A 19,050-nucleotide genomic window follows, 5' to 3' on the forward strand; every position below is an offset into this window, starting at 1 on the left:
CATGAATGACCTTGGCTAAAAAACTCGTGCTGCTGCTGATGGCCGCCGGAATGCTGCTTGCCGTTTTCCTCGAAAGCGTGCCGGCGCAGAGCGAGGAGATGAAGCACGACATGGGTGCCATGGCCATGGGGGCGGAAAGCCCTTCCACGGCGGGCTACAAGGCGGCGATGGACAAGATGCATACCGACATGATGGCCTCGCAATATACCGGCAACGCCGATGTCGATTTCGTCCGCGGCATGATCCCGCATCATCAGGGGGCGATCGACATGGCCAAGGTCGAGCTGGCCAACGGCAAGGATCCGGAAATCCGCAAACTCGCCGAAGGCGTCATCGCCGCGCAGGAAGCCGAAATCAAGCAGATGCAGGACTGGCTCGCCGCCCATCCGCTGAAGTAAGGCATCAACGGCGGCGACCGGAGAACCCGAGCTCCATCCTGGATTTCTTCGTATGCTTGTGATGCCATGCGCCTCGATCGCTTACCCAGGAGCCCCCATGCCCACGACGACAAGAACCACCAAGCTGCCTTCGGGCGAAGCCGTACAGGTGCTGGGACAGGGCACCTGGAAAATGGGCGAGGATGCCCGCCGTCGAGCCGGGGAGGTCAATGCCTTGAAGCTTGGGCTGGACCTCGGCATGACGCTGATCGACACCGCCGAAATGTATGCCAGCGGCGGCGCCGAGGAGGTGGTGGCCGAAGCCATCGCCGGCCGGCGCGAAGAACTCTTTCTCGTCTCCAAGGTGCTGCCGTCCAATGCTTCGCGCACCGGCGTGCCGGCGGCTTGCGAGAAAAGCCTGAAGCGCTTGCGCACCGACCGCATCGATCTTTATCTCCTGCACTGGCCGGGCAGCGTGCCTTTGGCCGAGACCGTCGACGCTTTCGAGGCTCTGAAGAAGGCCGGCAAGATCCGCCACTGGGGCGTCAGCAATTTCGATACCGATGAAATGGAAGAGCTCACCGGTTTGCGCTCGGGCGGCAATGTCCAGACCAATCAGGTGCTCTACAATCTGTCGCGGCGCGGCCCCGAATTCGACCTTGCACCATGGAGCCGCCAGCGCGGCATTCCGCTGATGGCCTATTCGCCGGTCGAGCAGGGCGCGTTGGCGCGCAATGCCAGGCTGGAGGCCATCGCCGCCCGCCATAACGCCACGGCAGCCCAGATCGCGCTTGCCTGGGTGGTGGCGCAGCCGGGCGTCATCGCCATCCCGAAGGCGAGCAGCCAGGAGCACGTCCGCCAGAATGTGGCGGCGCTCGACATAAAGCTTACCGCCGATGACCTCGCCGATCTCGACCGTGCATTCCCCCCACCGACGCGCAAGCGCGGACTGGAAATGATCTGACTATTTCCCCGCCAGCCCCTTCAGCCGGTAAAGCGCCTCCAGCGCTTCCTTGGGGGTCATCTCGTCGGGATTGATCTCACCGAGTGCCGCGCCCACAGCGTCGCTCTTCACCGGCTTTGGCGCCTCTCGCTTCACCGCCACCGAAAACAGCGGCAGGTCATCGACCAGCCGGTTGGTCTTGCCGGAGACCTCGCCTTCCTCAAGCTGATGCAGAACTTCCTTCGCGCGGCCCACCACCGCTTCCGGCAGGCCGGCAAGGCGGGCTACCTGCACGCCGTAGGAGCGGTCGGCGGCACCCTTGCCGACCTCGTGCAGGAAAACGACGTCGCCCTCCCACTCCTTGACCCGCATGGTGACATTGGAAAGCCGCGCCAGCTTGCCGGCGAGCGACGTCATTTCGTGGAAGTGGGTGGCGAAGATCGCCCGGCAGCGGTTCTTCTCGTGCAGATACTCCACCGCCGCCCAGGCAATCGACAGCCCGTCGAAGGTGGCGGTGCCGCGGCCGATCTCGTCGAGGATCACCAGCGCCCGTTCGCCGGCCTGGTTGAGGATCGCCGCCGTCTCCACCATCTCGACCATGAAGGTCGAGCGGCCGCGCGCCAGGTCGTCCGACGCGCCGACGCGTGAGAACAGCCGGTCGACGACGCCGATATGGGCCGATGTCGCCGGCACGAAGGAGCCGGTTTGGGCCAGGATGGCGATCAGCGCGTTCTGCCGCAGGAACGTCGACTTGCCACCCATGTTGGGGCCGGTCAGCAGCCAGATCGCGCCGTTCTTGGCATTGCCCTCAGGCGAGAGGTCGCAATCATTGGCGACGAACGGGCCTTCGCCCGAACGGCGCAGCGCCTGTTCGACCACTGGATGCCGCCCGCCAGAAATCTCGAAGGCAAGGCTGGAATCCACCACCGGCCGGCACCAGGCCTCGCTTTCCGACAAAAGCGCAAGCGCCGCCGACACGTCGAGCACGGCGAGCGCGTCGGCGCCGGCGCGGATCGCCTCGGCCGCGCCGACCGCCTCCGCCGTCAACGCATCGAAGGCGGCCAGTTCGATACTCAGTGCCCGGTCGGCGGCATTGGCGATCTTGGTCTCGAGTTCGGCGAGCTCGCTCGTGGTGAAACGCATGGCGTTGGCCATGGTCTGGCGGTGAATAAAGCGCGCCTTGGCGCCATCGCTGCCTGTCATGACGGCGTGATGATTGGCCGTCACCTCGATGTAGTAACCCAGCACATTGTTGTGCCGGATCTTCAGCGAGCGGATGCCGGTCTCCTCGATCAGCGAGCGCTCCAGTCCGGCGATCACTTTTCGCGACTCGTCGCGCAACGCCCGCATCTCGTCGAGGTCCGGATGGTAGCCGCCGCGAACGAAACCGCCGTCGCGTTTGAGCAGCGGCAGTTCCTCGCCGAGCGCCTGGGTGAGATGTTGGGCAAGCGCCTTGGGCAGCGCCTTGATCGCGGCCATTGCGTCGGCCAACTCCTGGGGCAAGGCGGTCGCGGCAAAGGTTCCGGCGATGGTACCGGCCGCCTCGAACCCAGCGCGGAGCGCGCCGAGATCGCGTGGCCCGCCCCGGTTGAGCGCGAGCCTGGACAGAGCGCGCGGCATGTCGGCGACGCTCTTCAGGCTCATCCGCACGGCCTGGCAAAGCCTGACCTCGGAGCGGAAGAACGAGACGGAGTCCAGCCGCGCGCCGATGGCCGCCGGGTCGGTCAGCGGCGCCATCAGCCGGTCGGCGAGCAACCTTGCGCCGCCACCGGTCACCGTGCGGTCGATCGCCTTGAACAGCGAACCGTCGCGGCTGCCGGACAGCGTACGCAACAGTTCGAGATTGCCGCGCGTCGCCGGATCGATGAACAGGGTCGAGCCCTGCTCCTCGCGCTCAGGCCGCGACAGCGGCGGTCGCTCGGCCTTTTGCGTTTTCTCGACATAGGCGATGGCGCCCGAGATGGCCGACAATTCGGCGCGCGAAAACGTGCCGAAACTGTCCGGGATCGCCACCTCGAAGAAACGCGCGATCCGCCCCGTGGCCGAGGCCGAATCGAACAGGCTCGGCGGCTGTGGGCTGGCGACACGGCCGAGCACGTCGAACACCGGCTTCAGGTCGGGATCATGAAACACCGGCTCGGCGAGGATGAGTTCGCGCGGATCGACACGGAAGATGTCGGCCAGCAGCCGGTCGGCGGTGGTCTCGGCGACGCGGAAAGCACCGGTCGAGATGTCGATCCAGGCAATTGCAAAACTGTGCTCGCTGCCGCCCTTCACCCGACCCAACGCCATCAGATAACTCGATTCCGACGGCGCCAGCAGTTTGTCCTCGGTGATGGTGCCCGGCGTCACCAGCCGCACCACGTCGCGGCGCACGACCGATTTGGAGCCGCGCTTCTTGGCCTCGGCCGGATCCTCGATCTGCTCGCAGACGGCAACGCGGAAGCCCTGGCCGATCAGCTTCTGCAAATAGTCGTCGGCCGCGTGCACCGGCACGCCGCACATTGGAATGTCGTGGCCCTGATGCTTGCCGCGTTTGGTGAGCACGATGCCCAGCGCCCGGCTCGCCTTCTCGGCATCGTCGAAGAACAGCTCGTAGAAATCGCCCATGCGGTAGAACAGCAACGAATCCGGGTTAGCCGCCTTGATCTCGATGAACTGCTCCATCATCGGCGTGACGGCGGCAACGCCGGGCTGCGGCGGCGTCATCGCCTCGGGGGCGGCGTCGGGCTCGTTCGGGCTGTGCATGTTCATGGCGCGGCACGCTAGCAGATGTGATGGCGGGGTTTAATGCCAGGCCATCGAAAAGCAGGGGAAGACCGCGAGCCGTCTTCATGGAACGGCTGTTCAGCTGCATTGCCCGACGCGGCGATCGCGAATATCTGTCATCTTGGGCAATAATGGCGGGGACGTCATGGACAAAGACGGGCACGAAACGTTCGAGGAGATGGTGGGACCGATCGACTCGGCGCTCGAGCGCTTCTGGCTCATGACAGCTCGGCACGCCAGCCAACGGTTGGGCAGGCTTAAGTTTGTAGCAGCCAAGCGCCTTCCTTTCGCGCTGCCGCTCAGCGGTCCGTTGTCCCACCTGGATAGCGGCATTCGGCTTGCAGCTTACGTGCTCAGCCACGATCCGCTGCTGATCTACACGCCGATCGGCGGCGAGCGCCCCCTCAACTCAGTGGTGGCAATCGGCCGTCGCCTGGCCTCGCGCCGCGCCGTGTTCCTGCTGATGCCGAGTTGGACGCTTGAGCGGCCCCATGTCGTCGCGAAGCTTGGCAGGGATCTCGCCTGGTACCGTGAGAGCTTCTCGCTTCACCAACTGATCTTTCTTTGCAACACGCAAGAGGAGCGTCGTCTGGTCACTGCTGCCGGAGGAACCGCGATCTTCTCCAACCACAATCTGATGGTCAGCGAGGACATATTTCGACCACTGCCGGACATTTCTGTCGAGTTTGATGCGGTCTATAACGGCCGCATTTCGCACACCAAGCGCCACCACCTCGCCTTCGATATCGAAAGGCTCGCCCACATTACCTTTTCGATCGGCGAGCTGCCGCGGGCCGGCGACCGTGCCTTCATCCGTCGCTTGCAGGCGCAATCGCCGCTGCATCGTATCGCCAACCCGATCGTCAATGGCCTGACTGGCTGGCTGGCGCCGCAGGAGGTCAACCGCGTCTACAACCAGGCCGCGGTTGGGCTCTGTCTGTCGGCGGCGGAAGGGGCGATGTGCTCCAGCATGGAATATCTGATGGCGGGGTTGCCGGTGGTGAGCACGCCCAGTCTTGGCGGCCGGGACGTCTTTTTCGATCCGGACTATTGCATCATCGCCGAGCCCGATCCGGCGGCGATCCGGCGCGCGGTCGAGACGTTGCGCGACCGCGCCATTCCCCGCGATGAGATTCGCAACCGCACGCTGGCCAAGGTGCGGGCTCAACGGGAGGAACTCACAGTGTTCCTGTCCGACCTGTTGAAGAGGATGGGAAGCAGCCAACCGCCGCTGACGCAATGGCCGTTTCCCGGAACCAGGACGCTGCGGCGCTGGGCAACGGCCCGCCAGCATGCGGATGAAATCACGACATTGGGAACGGCGCGGAAAGGCTTCTGACCGGCCGTATCCGCTTTGAAGCAGCCTTGCCCAGCTTCGTGGTTTACACGCGGCGGCCCGTGGTCTTAATTCGCAAGCACACAGGTACCCGCTTCAAGGAGGTGCCGCACCGGCGAGGAAATCAAAAGCACCATGGCCAGGAAAACCGAGAACAACGGTCCGTCCGTCAGCGCGCAGGAAGCGCTCGAATTCCACGCCATGGGCCGGCCCGGCAAGCTGGAGATCGTCGCCACCAAGCCGATGACGACGCAGCGCGATCTCAGCCTCGCCTATTCGCCAGGCGTGGCAGTGCCCGTGCGCGCCATCGCCGAGGACCCATCCAGGGCCTTCGATTACACGACGCGCGGCAACATGGTCGCCGTCATCTCAAACGGCACCGCCATTCTTGGCCTCGGCAATCTCGGCGCGCTGGCCTCCAAGCCGGTGATGGAAGGCAAGGCGGTGCTGTTCAAGCGCTTCGCCGATGTCGATTCCATCGACCTCGAGGTCGACACCGAGGATGCCGACGAGTTCATCAACTGCGTGCGCTTCCTCGGTCCGTCCTTCGGCGGCATCAACCTGGAGGACATCAAGGCGCCGGAGTGCTTCATCATCGAACAGCGCCTGCGCGAACTGATGGACATTCCGGTCTTCCATGACGACCAGCACGGCACCGCCATCATCTCGGCCGCCGGTCTGATCAACGCGCTGGAAATAACCGGCCGCGACATGAAGACCACGAAGCTGGTCTGCAACGGTGCGGGCGCGGCCGGCATCGCCTGTATCGAGCTGATGAAGGCGATGGGTTTTTCGCCAGAAAACATCATCCTATGCGACACCAAGGGGGTTGTCTTCCAGGGCCGCACCGAGGGCATGAACCAGTGGAAATCGGCGCATGCGGTCAAGACGGAGGCGCGTTCCCTGGCCGAAGCGCTGGACGGCGCCGACGTCTTCCTCGGCCTTTCGGCCAAGGGGGCGCTGACCACCGCCATGGTGCAGTCGATGGCCAAGAACCCGATCATCTTCGCCATGGCTAACCCCGATCCCGAGATCACCCCGGAGGAAGTGGCCGAGATCCGCACCGACGCCATCATGGCCACCGGGCGGTCGGATTACGCCAACCAGGTCAACAACGTGCTCGGCTTTCCCTACATCTTCCGCGGCGCGCTGGATGTCAGGGCCACCACCATCAATGACGACATGAAGATCGCCGCCGCCCGCGCGCTGGCCGAACTGGCGCGCCAGGACGTGCCCGACGACGTCGCCGCGGCCTATCAGGGCAACCGGCCGAAATTCGGCCCCAACTACATCATTCCGGTGCCGTTCGACCCGCGCCTGATCTCGGCCATCCCGATCGCCGTGGCCAAGGCGGCAATGGATTCGGGCGTCGCCCGCAAGCCGATCCTCGATCTCGACCGTTACGCGCAGGAGCTTTCCGCCCGCCGCGACCCGATCGCCTCGACGCTGCAGCGCATCTACGACCGCGTGCGCCGCCAGCCCAAGCGCATCGTCTTCGCCGAGGGCGAGGAGGAGCAGGTGATGCGCGCCGCCGTCTCCTACGTGAACCAGCGGCTCGGCACCGCCATCCTGCTCGGTCGCGACGACGTCATCAAGGAGAACGCCAGGCACGCTGGCATCGACCTGAACAAGCAAGGCATCGAGATCATCAATGCGCGCCTGTCGCGCCGCAATTCGATCTACGCCGACTATCTCTACGAACGCATGCAGCGCAAAGGCTTCCTGTTCCGCGACTGCCAGCGGCTGATCAACAATGACCGCAACCATTTCGCCGCCTGCATGGTGGCGCTGGGTGACGCCGACGGCATCGTCACCGGCGTGACCCGCAACTATTCGACCGCGCTCGACGACATCAGGCGCGTCATCGACGCCAAGCCCGGTCACCGCGTCATCGGCGTCTCGATCGTGCTCGCGCGCGGCAAGACGGTGCTCGTCGCCGACACCGCCGTGCACGACATGCCCAACGCCGAGCAGATCGCCGACATCGCCGAGGAAGCGGCGGGCTTCGCGCGCCGCATGGGCTACGAGCCAAGGCTCGCCATGCTTGCCTATTCCACTTTCGGCCATCCACAGGGCGAACGTTCCGAGCGCGTCCAGGAAGCCGTGCGCATCCTCGACAAGCGCCGCGTCGATTTCGAATACGATGGCGAAATGGCCGCCGACGTCGCGCTCAACGCCCGCGCCATGGCGCAATACCCGTTCATAAGGCTGACCGGTCCGGCCAACGTCCTGATCATGCCGGCTTTCCACTCGGCCTCCATCTCGACCAAGATGCTGCAGGAACTCGGCGGCTCGACGGTGATCGGCCCGCTGCTGGTCGGCCTGAACAAGCCGGTGCAGATCGTGTCGCTGAACGCCAAGGACAGCGATATCGTCAACATGGCGGCGATCGCCGCCTATACGGCGGGGGCTTGAGGGGCTTCCCCCGTGTTGGACGCCTCACGCCAGCCGCATCACCTGCTTGTGGCTGGCGATCTCCGACAGCAGCCAATCCCGGAACAGCCTGACGCTGATTGAAATGCGGTTGCCCGGCTTCTGCCACAGGCAGTAGCTCTGTGGAATTGCGTGGCGGATCGTGAAGGGCGCGACCAGCTGGCCGCTGGCCAGCAGGTCCTCGACCATGATGTTGTCGGCCAGCGCCACGCCGCCGCCATTCACGGACGGCAAGCGCCGGGTCGTGGAAGACCGGGCTCGCGTCTGACCTTCGACATTGATTGCCTCGACCCGGCCTATCTCCCGGCACGGGCACTCATTGTCGGCGCCGACGTTGTGGAGGTGGCGCCCGCCTATGACCACGCCGATGTCACGGCGCTTGCCGGGGCGGCGGTGCTGCAGCACTATCTCGGCCTGCTCGCGGAACGAAAGGGCTGACAGCGCGCCGACTTCACCCCGGCGCGAACGCCCGCGCCGCCTCCACGACTTCCTCCGCCTGGTCCTGCCGCAGCAGGTCGATGGGAATACGCCCATCAAGGTGCGCCGCTGGACGGGTCAGCCACAGCCATGCGAGTCTCGGATTGCCGATCAGCTCCAGCACGTCGCTTATGCCCGCGACCGGCCTGCCATCGACGAACTGCGCCAGCGGGAAGACGTGCTTGCGGCCACCCTTGCGCAGAGCGATGACGTCGCCGCGCCTCTGCCAGCGGTGCAGGGTGGAGCGGGCGATGCGCAGGTTCTCTTCCAGATAGGTCGAGCCGGCGACGCGTCCGGCCCAGTCCTCGATCAGCATCGATTCGAGGTCGTCGGACTGGGGGAGCGCGGCAACTGTTTCAGCCTCTGCCGACAGCGTCGTGGCGGTCATGGCGCCGGCTTCGCCGCGGCGTGCGGCTTCCGCCGCCAGCGCCCGCACGAATTTCTGGGCCAGGCCCGGAAGGTCGGCATGGATGGCGTCGATGGCGCGCTGGTGCTTGGGCGACAGCAAGGTGACGGCGGACGCTATAGAGCCGGCGATCTTGCCGACCGAGACCATTGTGGGGCCGTTGATGGCTTCGTCATAGTGGGCAAGCGCACGCTCGACCCTTTCCGCCACCATGTCGGCGAAATCGTCCTGCGTGATGCCGGTTGTCTTGGTCTGAAATGTCGTCTTGGTCTGAAATCTTGTCATGCATCTGTTTTCTGGGCCGCGCGCTCTCCTCCCTTGGCCGCGGCCGGTTGTTGAACGGTTACGGCGGAAAGTGGAAAGTGCGACGGCAACGGATGCAGCGACCCGACAGGTTGCTGTCCTGCATTGCTTCACACCCCGATTAGCATGTCGAAATGTCAGTCACGGCACGCTCGCATTTGCGTGTAGGAGCGGTATGTGACAACTGCGCGACGATGAGAAGCTGTCCGCGCTTGCCTCCTTTCCCCAACAGCGGGCGAAGAGAAAGGGCGTTGTTACAGCAACCCCGCCCGCTCGGCCTCTTTGCGCAGGTTCTGCCTTGGCCTAGGGCCGATCTGCTGGATCACCAATCCGGCCGCCAGTGAGCCAAGATCGCCGCAGGTCTGGAGGTCGCGTCCCTGTGTGTAGCCATGCAGGAAACCGGCGGCGTAGAGGTCGCCGGCGCCCGTCGTGTCGACCAGTTCCTTGATGGCGGTCGCCTGGATGACCACGGTCTCGTCGCCACGCACGATAACCGAGCCCTTTTCGGAGCGGGTAACCGCCGCGATCTTGCAATCCTTGCGGATCCGCGCCAGCGCTTCCTCGAACGATGACGTCTGGTAAAGCGACTTGATCTCGTGGCTGTTGGCAAAAACGATATCGACCGTGCCCGAACGCATCAGGTCTAGGAACTCGTCGCGGTAACGGTCGACGCAGAACGAATCCGATAAGGTCATAGATACTTCGCGACCGGCAGCGTGCGCCAGTTTCGCCGTCTGCCGGATCGCTTCCTTGGCGCGCGGCGGGTCCCACAGATAACCCTCGAAATAGGTCACCTTGGCGCCGGACGCCTTGTCGGCTTCGACATCTTCCGGGCCGAGTTCGACGCAGGCGCCGAGATAGGTGTTCATCGAGCGCTCGCCATCGGGCGTGACGAAGATCATCGAACGCGCCGTCGGCGGCTCGCCCTGGAGCGGCTTGGTGTCGAAGGCGACACCCTGCGCGTGGATGTCGTGCGCGTAGATTTCGCCCAGCGCATCGCTGGAGACCTTGCCGAAGAAGGCGGCGCGTCCGCCGAAGGAGGCGACACCGGCCGCCGTGTTGCCGGCGCTGCCGCCGGAGGCCTCGATCGCCGGGCCCATGCGGCTGTAGAGCAATTCGGCGCGCTGCGTGTCGATGAGATTCATCGCGCCCTTGATGATGCCGTTGGTCTCGAGGAATTCCTCCTCGCACTGGGCGATGATGTCGACAATCGCATTGCCGATGCAAAGCACGTCATAATCCGGCATCAATGTCTCCGCCAAAAACCCGGGCCGGCTTCTTGCCATGCCCGCGCGGGTCTACAGCATGACCCTGAAAACTGGCAACCGATTTTCTGTCCTTGCCGCGCCAGCCAGGCGCTACGACAATTCGACCGTGGCCGAAACATTTCGTCGCGATGTCGCCTACATCTGCGCCTGTTCGATCACGGTCCGAAGGCGCGAGCCCATGCCTGCCAAAAACGACACGACCATCGACCTGGCATTGCTCGGCGTGCTGGCGGTGCTTTGGGGAGCCTCCTATACCTTCATCAAGATCGGCGTAGAGACCATCCCGCCCATCACCTTCATCGCGGCCCGCACCCTGATCGCCGGCGCCATCCTGTTCGCCGTCATCCGCTGGCGCGGGCTTGCCATGCCGGGCGATGCGGCAAGCTGGCGCCGCTTCGCCTTCCAGGCCTGCCTCAACAGCGTCGTCCCGTTCACGCTGATCGCCGCGGCCGAGCGTTCGGTCGACGCCGGCCTTGCCACTATCCTCAACGCCACCTCGCCGATCTTCACCTTCCTGCTGACGGCGCTCATCACCCGTCATGAGCCGGTGACCGCGCGCAAGCTGGTCGGCGTTGGCGCCGGCATCGCCGGCATCTGCCTCATCGTCGGCACGCAGGCGCTTGGCGGCATCGGCCACCAGCTCTGGGCACAGATCGCCATCGTCGCGGCGACGATCTGCTATGCCGGGGCCGCCATTTTCGGCCGAGGCTTCAAGGGCCTCGATCCGATGCTTCCCGCCGCCGGTTCGATGCTGTGCGGCGCTGTCATGCTGGTACCGCTCAGCCTGGCGGTCGACCAGCCATGGACGCTGGCGCCTTCGACGGCTTCCATCCTTGCCCTGCTCGGCCTGTCCGTGTTTTCGACGGCACTGGCTTTCGTCATCTATTTCCGCCTGATCCACACGCTGGGTTCGGTCGGCACCACGTCTCAGGCCTATCTGCGGGTGCCGATCGGCGTCGGCATCGGCGCCGTCTTCCTCGGCGAAAGCCTGGGGCCCACGGCCTGGCTCGGCATGGGGTTTGTCGTCGCCGGCGTGGCGGCCATGACCATACCGGTTCGTAAGCCGGGCTTAGCCCGATAGGCAGATCTGGGGAACATACGAAGGCAAGCAACGGCCCGCGCTTGTGCTCGCGGGCCGCACCGCCTATCTCGGAGGCGTCCTGCCTTGTGGCTGTGTCCGCTGACCTGGGGGTGAAGCACGGTGATTTTCGACGCTGCCCGCATCGCGGCCCTTGAGCTGCTCTCGCCTCCGTTTCGCGCCGTGTTCATCAAGACGCTCGGCCTGACCCTGCTGGCGTTGGTCGCCCTGTGGTTCGGCTTGACCAGCCTTGTCGAATGGCTTGCCCTGCCGTGGCTGCAAACATTGTTGCCCGGCATGCCGTCCTGGGCCGGCTGGTTGGGCGGCATCGTCGCGGCCATCGCGCTGGCCTTCGGCATGGCGCTTCTGATCGCACCGGTCACGGCGGTGATCGCCGGCCTGTTCCTCGACGATGTCGCCGAAGTGGTCGAGCGCACCGATTATCCCGGCGACCCGGCCGGACGCGCCATGCCGGTATTGCGCTCGCTGGTGCTGGCGATAAAATTCTTCGGCGTCGTCATCCTGGGCAACGTCGTGGCGCTGATGCTCCTGCTGGTGCCGGGCATCAACATCGCCGCCTTCTTCATCGTCAACGGCTACCTGCTCGGACGCGAATTCTTCGAATTCGCCGCCATGCGCTTTCGCGGGGAAGAAGAGGCCCGGGCCCTGCGCAGGCAGTATGCCGGTACGGTGTTTCTCTCCGGGCTGGTTGTCGCGGCCTTCCTCGCCGTGCCGCTGCTCAACCTGCTGACGCCGCTCTTCGCCGCCGCCATGATGGTGCATCTGCACAAGGCGATCTCGGCGCGGGAAGTCGCACGCGCGTCGCGGCGCTAAATCTCTTCAGCGTAGCAGAAATCCCCGCCCCAACTCGTCGTCCGGCTCGACAATGAATTCGGCTCGTCCGGAATAATAGGCACGGCCGCCGACGCGGGCGACGATCGCTTCATGCGGGCCGGCCTGCGCTGCTCGCGCCACCGCCCCGGAAAAGCGCGAGCCGGCGATGCTCTCGAACGCTCGCGTCTGCCCCACGGCGATCTCGCCCTTGGCATGCATGGCCGCCAGCCGGGCGGTGACGCCGGAACCGGTCGGCGAGCGGTCGACCTCCGCCTCGGCGAAGACGCAGACATTCCTGGTGGCCTCTCCGGAAAAGGCGTCCTTTCCATCGGTCAGGATGGTGCCATAGAGGAAGGCGAGGTCATCATGATCGGGATGCGACAGCGGAAACTCGGCCTTCAGCCGGTTCGTCAGCGTGGTTGCCGCGTCGACGAAATCGCGCACGCGGTCGCGGCCGAACTCCAAGCCGAATTGATGACAGTCGGCCAGCGCGTAAAAGGCGCCGCCATAGGCGATATCGAAACCGACCTTGCCATAGCCTGTCAGCTCGATCTGTCGATCGCCGGCGAACAGGAACGCCGGCACGCTCTCGAACGACACCGCGCCGGCCTTGCCATCGTTGACCGCGACCGAGGCGACGACCAGGCCGCACGGCGCCTCGATGTTCACGGTGGTGAACGGCTCCTGCTTCGCCACCAGCCCTTGATCGACGGCGTAGCGGCCGAGCGCGACGATGGCGTGGCCGCACATGGTCGAATAGCCCTCATTGTGCATGAACAGCACCGCGAGGTCGGCGCCGGGCAAATCGGGCTCGACCAGCAAAGCGCCATACATGTCATAGTGGCCGCGCGGCTCGAAGATCAGCAACTTGCGCAAATGGTCGAGATTGTCCCGCACATAGGCGCGCTTCTCAAGAATGGTGGCCTTGGGGATAGCGGGATAACCGCCCGTGACGATCCGTAGCGGCTCGCCACCCGTATGCATGTCGACAACGGTAAGGTTCATGCGGCCGAACCCATCCTAGCCCTGGGATTTGCCGAACAGCGCCTGCAGCTTGCCGAACGGCATGGCGGCGCGGGTGAAGCCGAACGTGCCGTCCTGCTGGATCTCGCGCGCCGCCGTCTCCAGCATGCCGTAGGCGAAATTGGTCAGCCATGGCCCAAGCGAAATCCGCTTGGCACCGGCCATGGCGAGGTCGGCGATGGTGAAGCCGGGCCTCGCCATGACATTGACCGGCTTGCCGACCGACGAACACAAGGTCCGCACCATCTCGACATCGCCGATACCAGGTGCATAGAGCACGTCGGCGCCGGCTTTTTCGAACGCCTGCAGCCGCTTGATCGTGTCGTCGAGATCGGACTTGCCCCAGAGGAAATTCTCGGCCCGCGCCGTGAAGACAAAGTCGCGCTTCAGCGCCCGCGCCGCCTCCACCGCTGCGGCGACGCGCTCCACCGCGTGCGAAAACTCGTAGATGGGCTTTTCAGGATCGCCGGTGTGATCCTCGATCGAGCAGCCGGCAAGCCCGGCCGCTTCCGCCGCGAAAATGGTTTCGGCGGCCTGCTCGGCGCTGTCCCCCTTGCCCTTCTCGAGATCGGCCGAGACCGGCAGGTCGGTCGCGCCCGTCACCTCGCGGCAATGATGGATCATCTGGTCGAAGGTCACGGCCCCATCCGGCAGGCCGCGCGAAAAGGCAAAGCCGGCGCTGGTGGTGGCCAGTGCCTTGAAGCCGAAGGATCCGAGCAGCTTCGTCGTGCCCGGATCCCAGGGATTGGGCATGACGAAGGTCGAGGCATGCAGGTCGCGAAAAATCTTGCCCTTGTCCATGAATGCTCCCCCATAACGAGTGTTGGGGCGGATGCTACCGCGCTGTTTGCTGCCGGGCAAACGAATGCGGTTGGTTCAGAAGCGTTTCTCGTTCTCTGCTGCCAATTTCTCGAAAGCGTCGATGTGGCGCATCTCGACAGGCACGGAGGTGGCATCCTTGTGACGGGCAGCGCGCTGCCGAGGTCAGGGAAGCTGACGGCTTGTGCAGAGGCCGCCATCCCCAAAGCCGCAGCAGCACCCCAGGTGAGGATGAAGCGAAGCAGGTACGTTGGCATGGCGGCGCCCCATTGTCGGGCGCGCGGAAGGTAGCACAGCGCTTCGTGGCGTCCAGTGCAGCGGATCAGTGGATCGGCACCAGCCCGGCGAGCTCGCGCATGTCGTCGAACAGGATGCCGCCGGCCTGGATCAAGCCATCGCGGTCCGAATAGGGGTCGCCATGATAGGAGAACACGCGCATGCCGGCGGCGATGCCGGCCTGCGTGCCGGCGACGCTGTCCTCGATGACGATGCAGTCGGCGGGCGGGAAGCCCATCGTTTTGGCCGCATGCAGGAACAGGTCGGGGAACGGCTTGCCGCGCGACACCATGGTGGCGCTGAACATGGCATGTTCGAACAGCGGCAACAGACCGGTCTGGCCAAGCGTTATGTGCATCTTGGAGATCCTGGCCGAGGTGGCGACGCAATAAGCGATGCCGGCCGCGCGGACCGCCTCGATGAACTCCCGGACATGAGGGATCGCCTCGACACCGTGAGCGAACAGATCCGGCAGGCCGGCATTCCAGCGCTCGACGAAATCGGCGCCGAGCCTGACGCTGGTCGTCTCTTCGATCTCCTTCTGCACCGAGACCATGCTGCGGCCGGAGAAGTTCTTGCGGCAATATTCGAAGGTCGTTGGAAAACCGGCGTCGCTCAGCCATTCGGCCAGGCGCCGGTTGGCGAGGTTCTCGGTATCGACCAGGATCCCGTCGCAGTCGAAGATGACGAGCTTTGGCAGGGGGCGTGTTTCAATCATGTTGGATCAGTCTGCCCGGCAAAACGGTTCACTGTGCCGAAACACAGCCAGGCATCAGGCGGTCCCGGTCGATCCGAATCCGCCCGAGCCACGCGCCGTGCCGCCGGCCAGCGAACGCTCTTCAACCGCCACCTGCGTCACCGCGGCGAAAACGATCTGGGCAATGCGCATCCCGCGCGTCACCGCGAAATCCTCGTCGCCGAGATTGACCAGCAGCACCTTCACCTCGCCGCGATAATCGCTGTCGACCGTGCCCGGTGAATTGAGGACGGTAAGGCCGTGTTTGAAGGCAAGGCCCGAGCGGGGCCGCACCTGGCCTTCCATGCCTTCGGGAATTTCCAGGATCAGCCCCGTCGCTACCAAGGCGCGCTTGCCCGGCAGGATCAGAAGCGGCCGGTCTTCAGGCACCGCCGCGCGCAAATCCATGCCGGCGGCGCCGGCGCTTTCATAGGCGGGAAGCGGAAGTCCCTCGCCATGCGGCAACCTGACGAAGCCGACGGTGGGACCGATGACGGAAGGTGTTTGAAGGGCTGCGCGCATAAAATCGATCCTATCGGCGCGAATGTCGATTCGGTCAACTCGACCGCGGCGCTATCAACGGCTTTCTTTCAGGCATCACTGTGGCCTAGCGGAGTTCCATAGGAACCACCGTCGTCTCCTTGATCTCCTCCATGACGAAGGAGGCGGAGACATCGGATAAAGCCACCTTGGCGATGAGCCGCTGGTAGAGCCGGTCATAGGCTTTCACGTCGGCGACGCGGGCGCGCAGCACATAGTCGAGATCACCGGACATCCGGTAGACCCCGATGATCTCGGAAAGACCGGTCACCGCCGCCCGGAATTTCTGCAGCCAGTCGGGGTCGTGATTGGATGTGCGGATCAGGATGAACACCGAAAGGCCCAGCCCGAGCTTCTCGGCATCGACCAGCGCCACGCGGCCGGTGATGACGCCATCTTCCTCCAGCCGCTTGACGCGACGCCAGCAGGCATTGCGCGACAAGGCTACGCGCTCCGACAGCTGGTCGACGGACAGCGTGCCGTCACGTTGCAATTCGGCGAGCAGTTTTCGATCAATTTCGTCAACGCCAAAGCTCATATGGGATGTTTGTCCCATGGAATAGCAAAATACAAGGATATTTTGGGACCAATGAACCGGTGAGGCGTGTCAGGATACTCATATCGAAACGAAAAGCGCTGAAGGGGAAACAGCATGTCGGTCGCAAGGATTTTCACCTCTCATCCGGCCAAGGTCGGCGAAACCTATTTCAGCCATATGGCCTTCGCCGCCTGGTTTTCCTCGCGCCTGCTGATGGCGGCGGGAGCAGCTTTTGTTCACGCTTTCTTGCCATTTCTCTTCGAGACTACCGCCAGCCGAATCATTCGCGAGCTCTACGAGCGGACGCACAACAGAGGCACGCACGCGATCAACGAGCCCGCTGCTCTTCCCGATCGCGCCTAGAGGAAGACAGAAGCGATGTGCCGGTGGGCGGCCTATCTCGGTGAAGCGGTCTTTCTCGAAGACATCCTCACGGCGCCCTGTCACTCGCTGATCGCCCAGAGCCATTGCGCCCAGGAAGCGAAGTCGCCCACCAATGGCGACGGCTTCGGCCTTGCCTGGTATGGCGAGAGGCCAGAACCCGGCCTCTACCGCGATATCCTGCCGGCCTGGTCCGATCCCAATCTGAAAAGCCTGTGCCGGCAGATCAAGTCCAGCCTGTTCCTCGCCCATGTCAGGGCCTCGACCGGCAGCGCCACCAGCCGCATGAACTGCCATCCGTTCATCTCAGAACGCTGGTCGTTCATGCACAACGGCCAGATCGGCGGTTTCGAAAAAATCCGCCGCGCGCTGGAGAACTCGCTGTCCGACGCCGTTTTCGACCAGCGCGAAGGCACCACCGATTCCGAACTCTTTTTTCTGCTCATGATCGACGAGGGTCTTTCGGCCGACCCGCAAGGCGCCGTCTCGCGCGCCACCAGCCGGGTGCTGGAAGCCTCGCGTTGTGCCGGTCTCGAGCCGGCGCTGAAACTGACCGCCGCCTTCTGCGACGGACAGGCATTGTATGCGGTGCGCTATGCCACCGATGGCCAGGCTCCGACGCTTTACACGTCCATTTTCCGCAAAGGGGCCGGCCGCTGCATCGTCTCCGAACCCTTCGATCGCGAGGGCGGCGACTGGCAGGCGATTCCGCCATCGAGCTTCGTCACCATGACCAGGGATGGCATCGACATACATCCATTCGCTCCGGTCGCGGCAAAACTGGCGCTGGTTGGATAGGCTTTCGCCGCATTGAGTAACGTCGCGGGACAGCGCCCCCCTCTGTCCTGCCGGACATCTCCCCCACAAGGGGGGAGATCGGATGCCTCAATGGCTTTCGCCAATCCCCAGCGTTGCAGGACAGAGCGAAGCGCCGAAAACTGCCAATCTCCCCACCGGTGGGGAGATGTCCGGCAGGACAAAGGGGGCGCCGTAGAGTGACGACCTCAATCATGGCGTGCAGCGTGATGATCGGCTGCAATTGGTCGGCAAACGCTGGTCGGAGGCGCGGCTGCTCGGCATCGCCAGGGCGATGATGCCCTTGACCAGCGGCTTTCGCCGTCCGCCCGGCTATTGAGCGAAGCGATCCAATCCGTAGGGCGCCAGCAGCGTGTCGCGCTTGCCATCAAGAATTTCGCGCGTGGCGAACAGGCCGATGGCTGGCGCCAGAGTGATGCCGGAATGCATGACCGCGATATAGACACCCTCCTTGCCTTTGGCGCGGCCGATGATCGGAAAGCCGTCGATCGGTGTCGGCCGATAGCCAACGGTGTGGAAATCCAGCTCCAGCCCGTCGCTGTCGCGCAGCATGGCCTTCATGGCCGCGAACAATTCACGCGCCGTGGCTTCGGCGTCCATGCCGGGATCGGCGCCGCCGAAATCCGAGCCGGCGATGATTCGACCCTCGGCGGTCTGACGCATGTGCAGGCGCTCGGCCAGCACCAGCCCGTTGAGCAGTTTCTTGTAAGGCCGCGAGTGGACGATCAACCCGGGCGGTGTCTCGATCGGCAGGTTGATGCCAGCGGTCGCGGCAATGTCTGGCGAACCCACGCCGGCCGCGATCACCACCTCGTCGGCGGCAAACAGTCCATGCGATGTGTCCACGCCGGTGACCTTGCCGACGCTTTGGACAAGCGCCGTCACCGTGCTGAAGAGGATTCGCGCGCCGCGCCGTTCGGCATCGGCCAGCAGTGCCTTGGTGGCCGCGACAGGCTCGGCGACACCCTCTTCTGCGACATGCAGGGCGAAATCGGGAAGCTCGGTGAGATTGGGTTCGATGAGCGCCACCTCGCCGCGGTCGACGCGCTCGATTCCGTAGCCCCACTCAGAATGCTCCGCTGCATAGGTCTCCATGTCGGCCGCCGGCAGATCCCAGCACAGGCCGCCGCACCAATTGAGCGGCAGGCCGGGCAGGTCCCGCGCTAGGCGAGCCCACTCAGCCATGGCGCGGGTGCGCAGCCGGAAATACGGCTCCGGGTTACCCCAGCTTGCGTTGATCCAGGCAAACGAGTTAGGGGTCGCCACGCCGCCGCGTTCGCTTTCGGCAATGACTGTCACCTGCGCGCCCGCAATGGTCAGATGCCAGGCGATGGAAGCGCCGATGATGCCGGCGCCGATGACGATCACTTGTTTCGCCTCGGTCATGGTCGCTCCTTTGCCTCGTGATTGGGGGACGGTTCATCCCAGTGCCATTCCGGCGGCCCGTTGCCAACATTGGCAGCGCAAAATTATGCATCTTGACATCATCGCTTCTTCGACCATGTGCGCTATCTCGATGCCTTCCTCGACGCGCTCGGCATCCAGGACATGGTGCTGGTCGCCCAGGATTGGGGCACGGCCCTTGCCTTTCATCTCGCGGCGCGGCAGTGCCATGCCGGATGGCTTCCGGGGGTCGTTCAGGCAGGCCGCTTGAACGAGCCAGCCTGAAGCAAGCCCCGCAACCGGCGGTGTTCACG

The 19,050-nt window shown here is 64.5% G+C and carries 18 protein-coding genes and 2 pseudogenes; 10 read left to right on the forward strand and 10 right to left on the reverse strand.

Annotation, left to right across the window (positions count from 1 at the left end):
- The first annotated feature begins 5 nt into the window (after positions 1 to 5).
- Positions 6 to 398, forward strand: coding sequence for a DUF305 domain-containing protein (locus LB524_RS05555; RefSeq protein ID WP_224524278.1), 393 nt, complete (start codon positions 6 to 8; stop codon positions 396 to 398).
- 97 nt (positions 399 to 495) lie between these two features.
- Positions 496 to 1,341, forward strand: a complete 846-nt coding sequence (locus LB524_RS05560) for an aldo/keto reductase (RefSeq protein WP_224524282.1) — start codon at positions 496 to 498, stop codon at positions 1,339 to 1,341.
- Here the strand turns inward: LB524_RS05560 and mutS are convergent, their stop codons facing one another.
- Complete coding sequence (gene mutS, locus LB524_RS05565; protein ID WP_224524296.1) at positions 1,342 to 4,074, reverse strand: DNA mismatch repair protein MutS; 2,733 nt, start codon at positions 4,072 to 4,074, stop codon at positions 1,342 to 1,344.
- Between the two features lie 136 nt (positions 4,075 to 4,210).
- Between mutS and LB524_RS05570 the strand changes: the two genes are divergently transcribed.
- Together LB524_RS05570 and LB524_RS05575 are read left to right on the forward strand one after the other, a co-directional pair.
- Positions 4,211 to 5,428, forward strand: coding sequence for a glycosyltransferase (locus tag LB524_RS05570; RefSeq protein ID WP_224524297.1), 1,218 nt, complete (start codon positions 4,211 to 4,213; stop codon positions 5,426 to 5,428).
- A gap of 132 nt (positions 5,429 to 5,560) precedes the next feature.
- Positions 5,561 to 7,840, forward strand: coding sequence for an NADP-dependent malic enzyme (locus tag LB524_RS05575; RefSeq protein ID WP_224524298.1), 2,280 nt, complete (start codon positions 5,561 to 5,563; stop codon positions 7,838 to 7,840).
- Positions 7,841 to 7,864: 24 nt separating this feature from the next.
- On the opposite strand, the gene LB524_RS05580 is transcribed toward LB524_RS05575, so the two are convergent.
- Positions 7,865 to 8,092 carry a hypothetical protein gene (locus LB524_RS05580; protein WP_224524670.1) on the reverse strand — a complete coding sequence of 76 codons (228 nt, stop codon included), beginning with the start codon at positions 8,090 to 8,092 and terminating at the stop codon, positions 7,865 to 7,867.
- A gap of 84 nt (positions 8,093 to 8,176) precedes the next feature.
- Between LB524_RS05580 and LB524_RS05585 the strand changes: the two are divergent.
- A pseudogene (locus LB524_RS05585) lies at positions 8,177 to 8,296 on the forward strand (arginase family protein); the annotation flags it as partial.
- A 13-nt stretch (positions 8,297 to 8,309) separates the two neighbouring features.
- Here LB524_RS05585 and LB524_RS05590 read toward each other — a convergent pair.
- Together LB524_RS05590 and LB524_RS05595 are read right to left on the reverse strand one after the other, a co-directional pair.
- On the reverse strand, positions 8,310 to 9,026 hold the full coding sequence (locus LB524_RS05590) for an antitoxin Xre/MbcA/ParS toxin-binding domain-containing protein (RefSeq protein ID WP_140660543.1): 717 nt from the start codon (positions 9,024 to 9,026) through the stop codon (positions 8,310 to 8,312).
- A 272-nt stretch (positions 9,027 to 9,298) separates the two neighbouring features.
- Positions 9,299 to 10,291 (reverse strand): adenosine kinase, encoded by a 993-nt coding sequence (locus tag LB524_RS05595; RefSeq protein ID WP_224524306.1) that lies wholly within the window; start codon positions 10,289 to 10,291, stop codon positions 9,299 to 9,301.
- Between the two features lie 199 nt (positions 10,292 to 10,490).
- Between LB524_RS05595 and LB524_RS05600 the strand changes: the two genes are divergently transcribed.
- Both LB524_RS05600 and LB524_RS05605 read left to right on the forward strand, forming a co-directional pair.
- On the forward strand, positions 10,491 to 11,393 hold the full coding sequence (locus tag LB524_RS05600; RefSeq protein ID WP_224524623.1) for an EamA family transporter: 903 nt from the start codon (positions 10,491 to 10,493) through the stop codon (positions 11,391 to 11,393).
- A 120-nt stretch (positions 11,394 to 11,513) separates the two neighbouring features.
- A complete protein-coding gene (locus tag LB524_RS05605; RefSeq protein WP_140714222.1) occupies positions 11,514 to 12,224 on the forward strand; it encodes a sulfate transporter family protein in 711 nt (236 codons plus the stop codon).
- Positions 12,225 to 12,230: 6 nt separating this feature from the next.
- Here the strand turns inward: LB524_RS05605 and LB524_RS05610 are convergent, their stop codons facing one another.
- From LB524_RS05610 to LB524_RS05630, 5 genes are all read right to left on the reverse strand, one after another.
- On the reverse strand, positions 12,231 to 13,229 hold the full coding sequence (locus tag LB524_RS05610) for a proline racemase family protein (protein ID WP_140714220.1): 999 nt from the start codon (positions 13,227 to 13,229) through the stop codon (positions 12,231 to 12,233).
- Positions 13,230 to 13,244: 15 nt separating this feature from the next.
- Positions 13,245 to 14,048: an isocitrate lyase/phosphoenolpyruvate mutase family protein gene (locus LB524_RS05615; RefSeq protein ID WP_140614891.1), complete on the reverse strand. Its 804-nt coding sequence runs from the start codon at positions 14,046 to 14,048 to the stop codon at positions 13,245 to 13,247.
- A 340-nt stretch (positions 14,049 to 14,388) separates the two neighbouring features.
- Positions 14,389 to 15,060 (reverse strand): HAD family hydrolase, encoded by a 672-nt coding sequence (locus LB524_RS05620; protein ID WP_015314157.1) that lies wholly within the window; start codon positions 15,058 to 15,060, stop codon positions 14,389 to 14,391.
- Positions 15,061 to 15,114: 54 nt separating this feature from the next.
- Positions 15,115 to 15,600: a dUTP diphosphatase gene (gene dut / locus LB524_RS05625; protein WP_140723192.1), complete on the reverse strand. Its 486-nt coding sequence runs from the start codon at positions 15,598 to 15,600 to the stop codon at positions 15,115 to 15,117.
- An 85-nt stretch (positions 15,601 to 15,685) separates the two neighbouring features.
- Positions 15,686 to 16,156 (reverse strand): Lrp/AsnC family transcriptional regulator, encoded by a 471-nt coding sequence (locus LB524_RS05630; protein ID WP_140714216.1) that lies wholly within the window; start codon positions 16,154 to 16,156, stop codon positions 15,686 to 15,688.
- 114 nt (positions 16,157 to 16,270) lie between these two features.
- Between LB524_RS05630 and LB524_RS05635 the strand changes: the two genes are divergently transcribed.
- Complete coding sequence (locus tag LB524_RS05635) at positions 16,271 to 16,519, forward strand: DUF6356 family protein (protein ID WP_015314154.1); 249 nt, start codon at positions 16,271 to 16,273, stop codon at positions 16,517 to 16,519.
- A 15-nt stretch (positions 16,520 to 16,534) separates the two neighbouring features.
- On the forward strand, positions 16,535 to 17,335 hold the full coding sequence (locus LB524_RS05640; protein WP_140714214.1) for a class II glutamine amidotransferase: 801 nt from the start codon (positions 16,535 to 16,537) through the stop codon (positions 17,333 to 17,335).
- A gap of 330 nt (positions 17,336 to 17,665) precedes the next feature.
- Here LB524_RS05640 and LB524_RS05645 read toward each other — a convergent pair whose 3' ends face one another.
- Positions 17,666 to 18,739 (reverse strand): NAD(P)/FAD-dependent oxidoreductase, encoded by a 1,074-nt coding sequence (locus LB524_RS05645; protein ID WP_140614887.1) that lies wholly within the window; start codon positions 18,737 to 18,739, stop codon positions 17,666 to 17,668.
- A 99-nt stretch (positions 18,740 to 18,838) separates the two neighbouring features.
- Between LB524_RS05645 and LB524_RS05650 the strand changes: the two are divergent.
- Positions 18,839 to 18,961 (forward strand): annotated as a pseudogene (locus tag LB524_RS05650) (alpha/beta fold hydrolase); the annotation flags it as partial.
- Positions 18,962 to 19,050: the final 89 nt, after the last annotated feature.

The sequence above is a fragment of the Mesorhizobium sp. ESP6-5 genome, from assembly GCF_020164695.1.
GTDB classification, from domain to species: Bacteria; Pseudomonadota; Alphaproteobacteria; order Rhizobiales; family Rhizobiaceae; genus Mesorhizobium; species Mesorhizobium australicum.

Excerpts from the sequence above, each read along its gene's own strand:
- LB524_RS05590 (WP_140660543.1), bottom strand. The coding sequence starts at position 9,026 with ATGACAAGATTTCAGACCAAGACGACATTTCAGACCAAGACAACCGGC.
- LB524_RS05620 (WP_015314157.1), bottom strand. The coding sequence starts at position 15,060 with ATGATTGAAACACGCCCCCTGCCAAAGCTCGTCATCTTCGACTGCGAC.
- dut (WP_140723192.1), bottom strand. The coding sequence starts at position 15,600 with ATGCGCGCAGCCCTTCAAACACCTTCCGTCATCGGTCCCACCGTCGGC.
- LB524_RS05630 (WP_140714216.1), bottom strand. The coding sequence starts at position 16,156 with ATGAGCTTTGGCGTTGACGAAATTGATCGAAAACTGCTCGCCGAATTG.
- LB524_RS05595 (WP_224524306.1), bottom strand. The coding sequence starts at position 10,291 with ATGCCGGATTATGACGTGCTTTGCATCGGCAATGCGATTGTCGACATC.
- LB524_RS05640 (WP_140714214.1), top strand. The coding sequence starts at position 16,535 with ATGTGCCGGTGGGCGGCCTATCTCGGTGAAGCGGTCTTTCTCGAAGAC.
- mutS (WP_224524296.1), bottom strand. The coding sequence starts at position 4,074 with ATGAACATGCACAGCCCGAACGAGCCCGACGCCGCCCCCGAGGCGATG.
- LB524_RS05555 (WP_224524278.1), top strand. The coding sequence starts at position 6 with ATGACCTTGGCTAAAAAACTCGTGCTGCTGCTGATGGCCGCCGGAATG.
- LB524_RS05575 (WP_224524298.1), top strand. The coding sequence starts at position 5,561 with ATGGCCAGGAAAACCGAGAACAACGGTCCGTCCGTCAGCGCGCAGGAA.
- LB524_RS05635 (WP_015314154.1), top strand. The coding sequence starts at position 16,271 with ATGTCGGTCGCAAGGATTTTCACCTCTCATCCGGCCAAGGTCGGCGAA.
- LB524_RS05645 (WP_140614887.1), bottom strand. The coding sequence starts at position 18,739 with ATGACCGAGGCGAAACAAGTGATCGTCATCGGCGCCGGCATCATCGGC.
- LB524_RS05615 (WP_140614891.1), bottom strand. The coding sequence starts at position 14,048 with ATGGACAAGGGCAAGATTTTTCGCGACCTGCATGCCTCGACCTTCGTC.
- LB524_RS05560 (WP_224524282.1), top strand. The coding sequence starts at position 496 with ATGCCCACGACGACAAGAACCACCAAGCTGCCTTCGGGCGAAGCCGTA.
- LB524_RS05610 (WP_140714220.1), bottom strand. The coding sequence starts at position 13,229 with ATGAACCTTACCGTTGTCGACATGCATACGGGTGGCGAGCCGCTACGG.
- LB524_RS05600 (WP_224524623.1), top strand. The coding sequence starts at position 10,491 with ATGCCTGCCAAAAACGACACGACCATCGACCTGGCATTGCTCGGCGTG.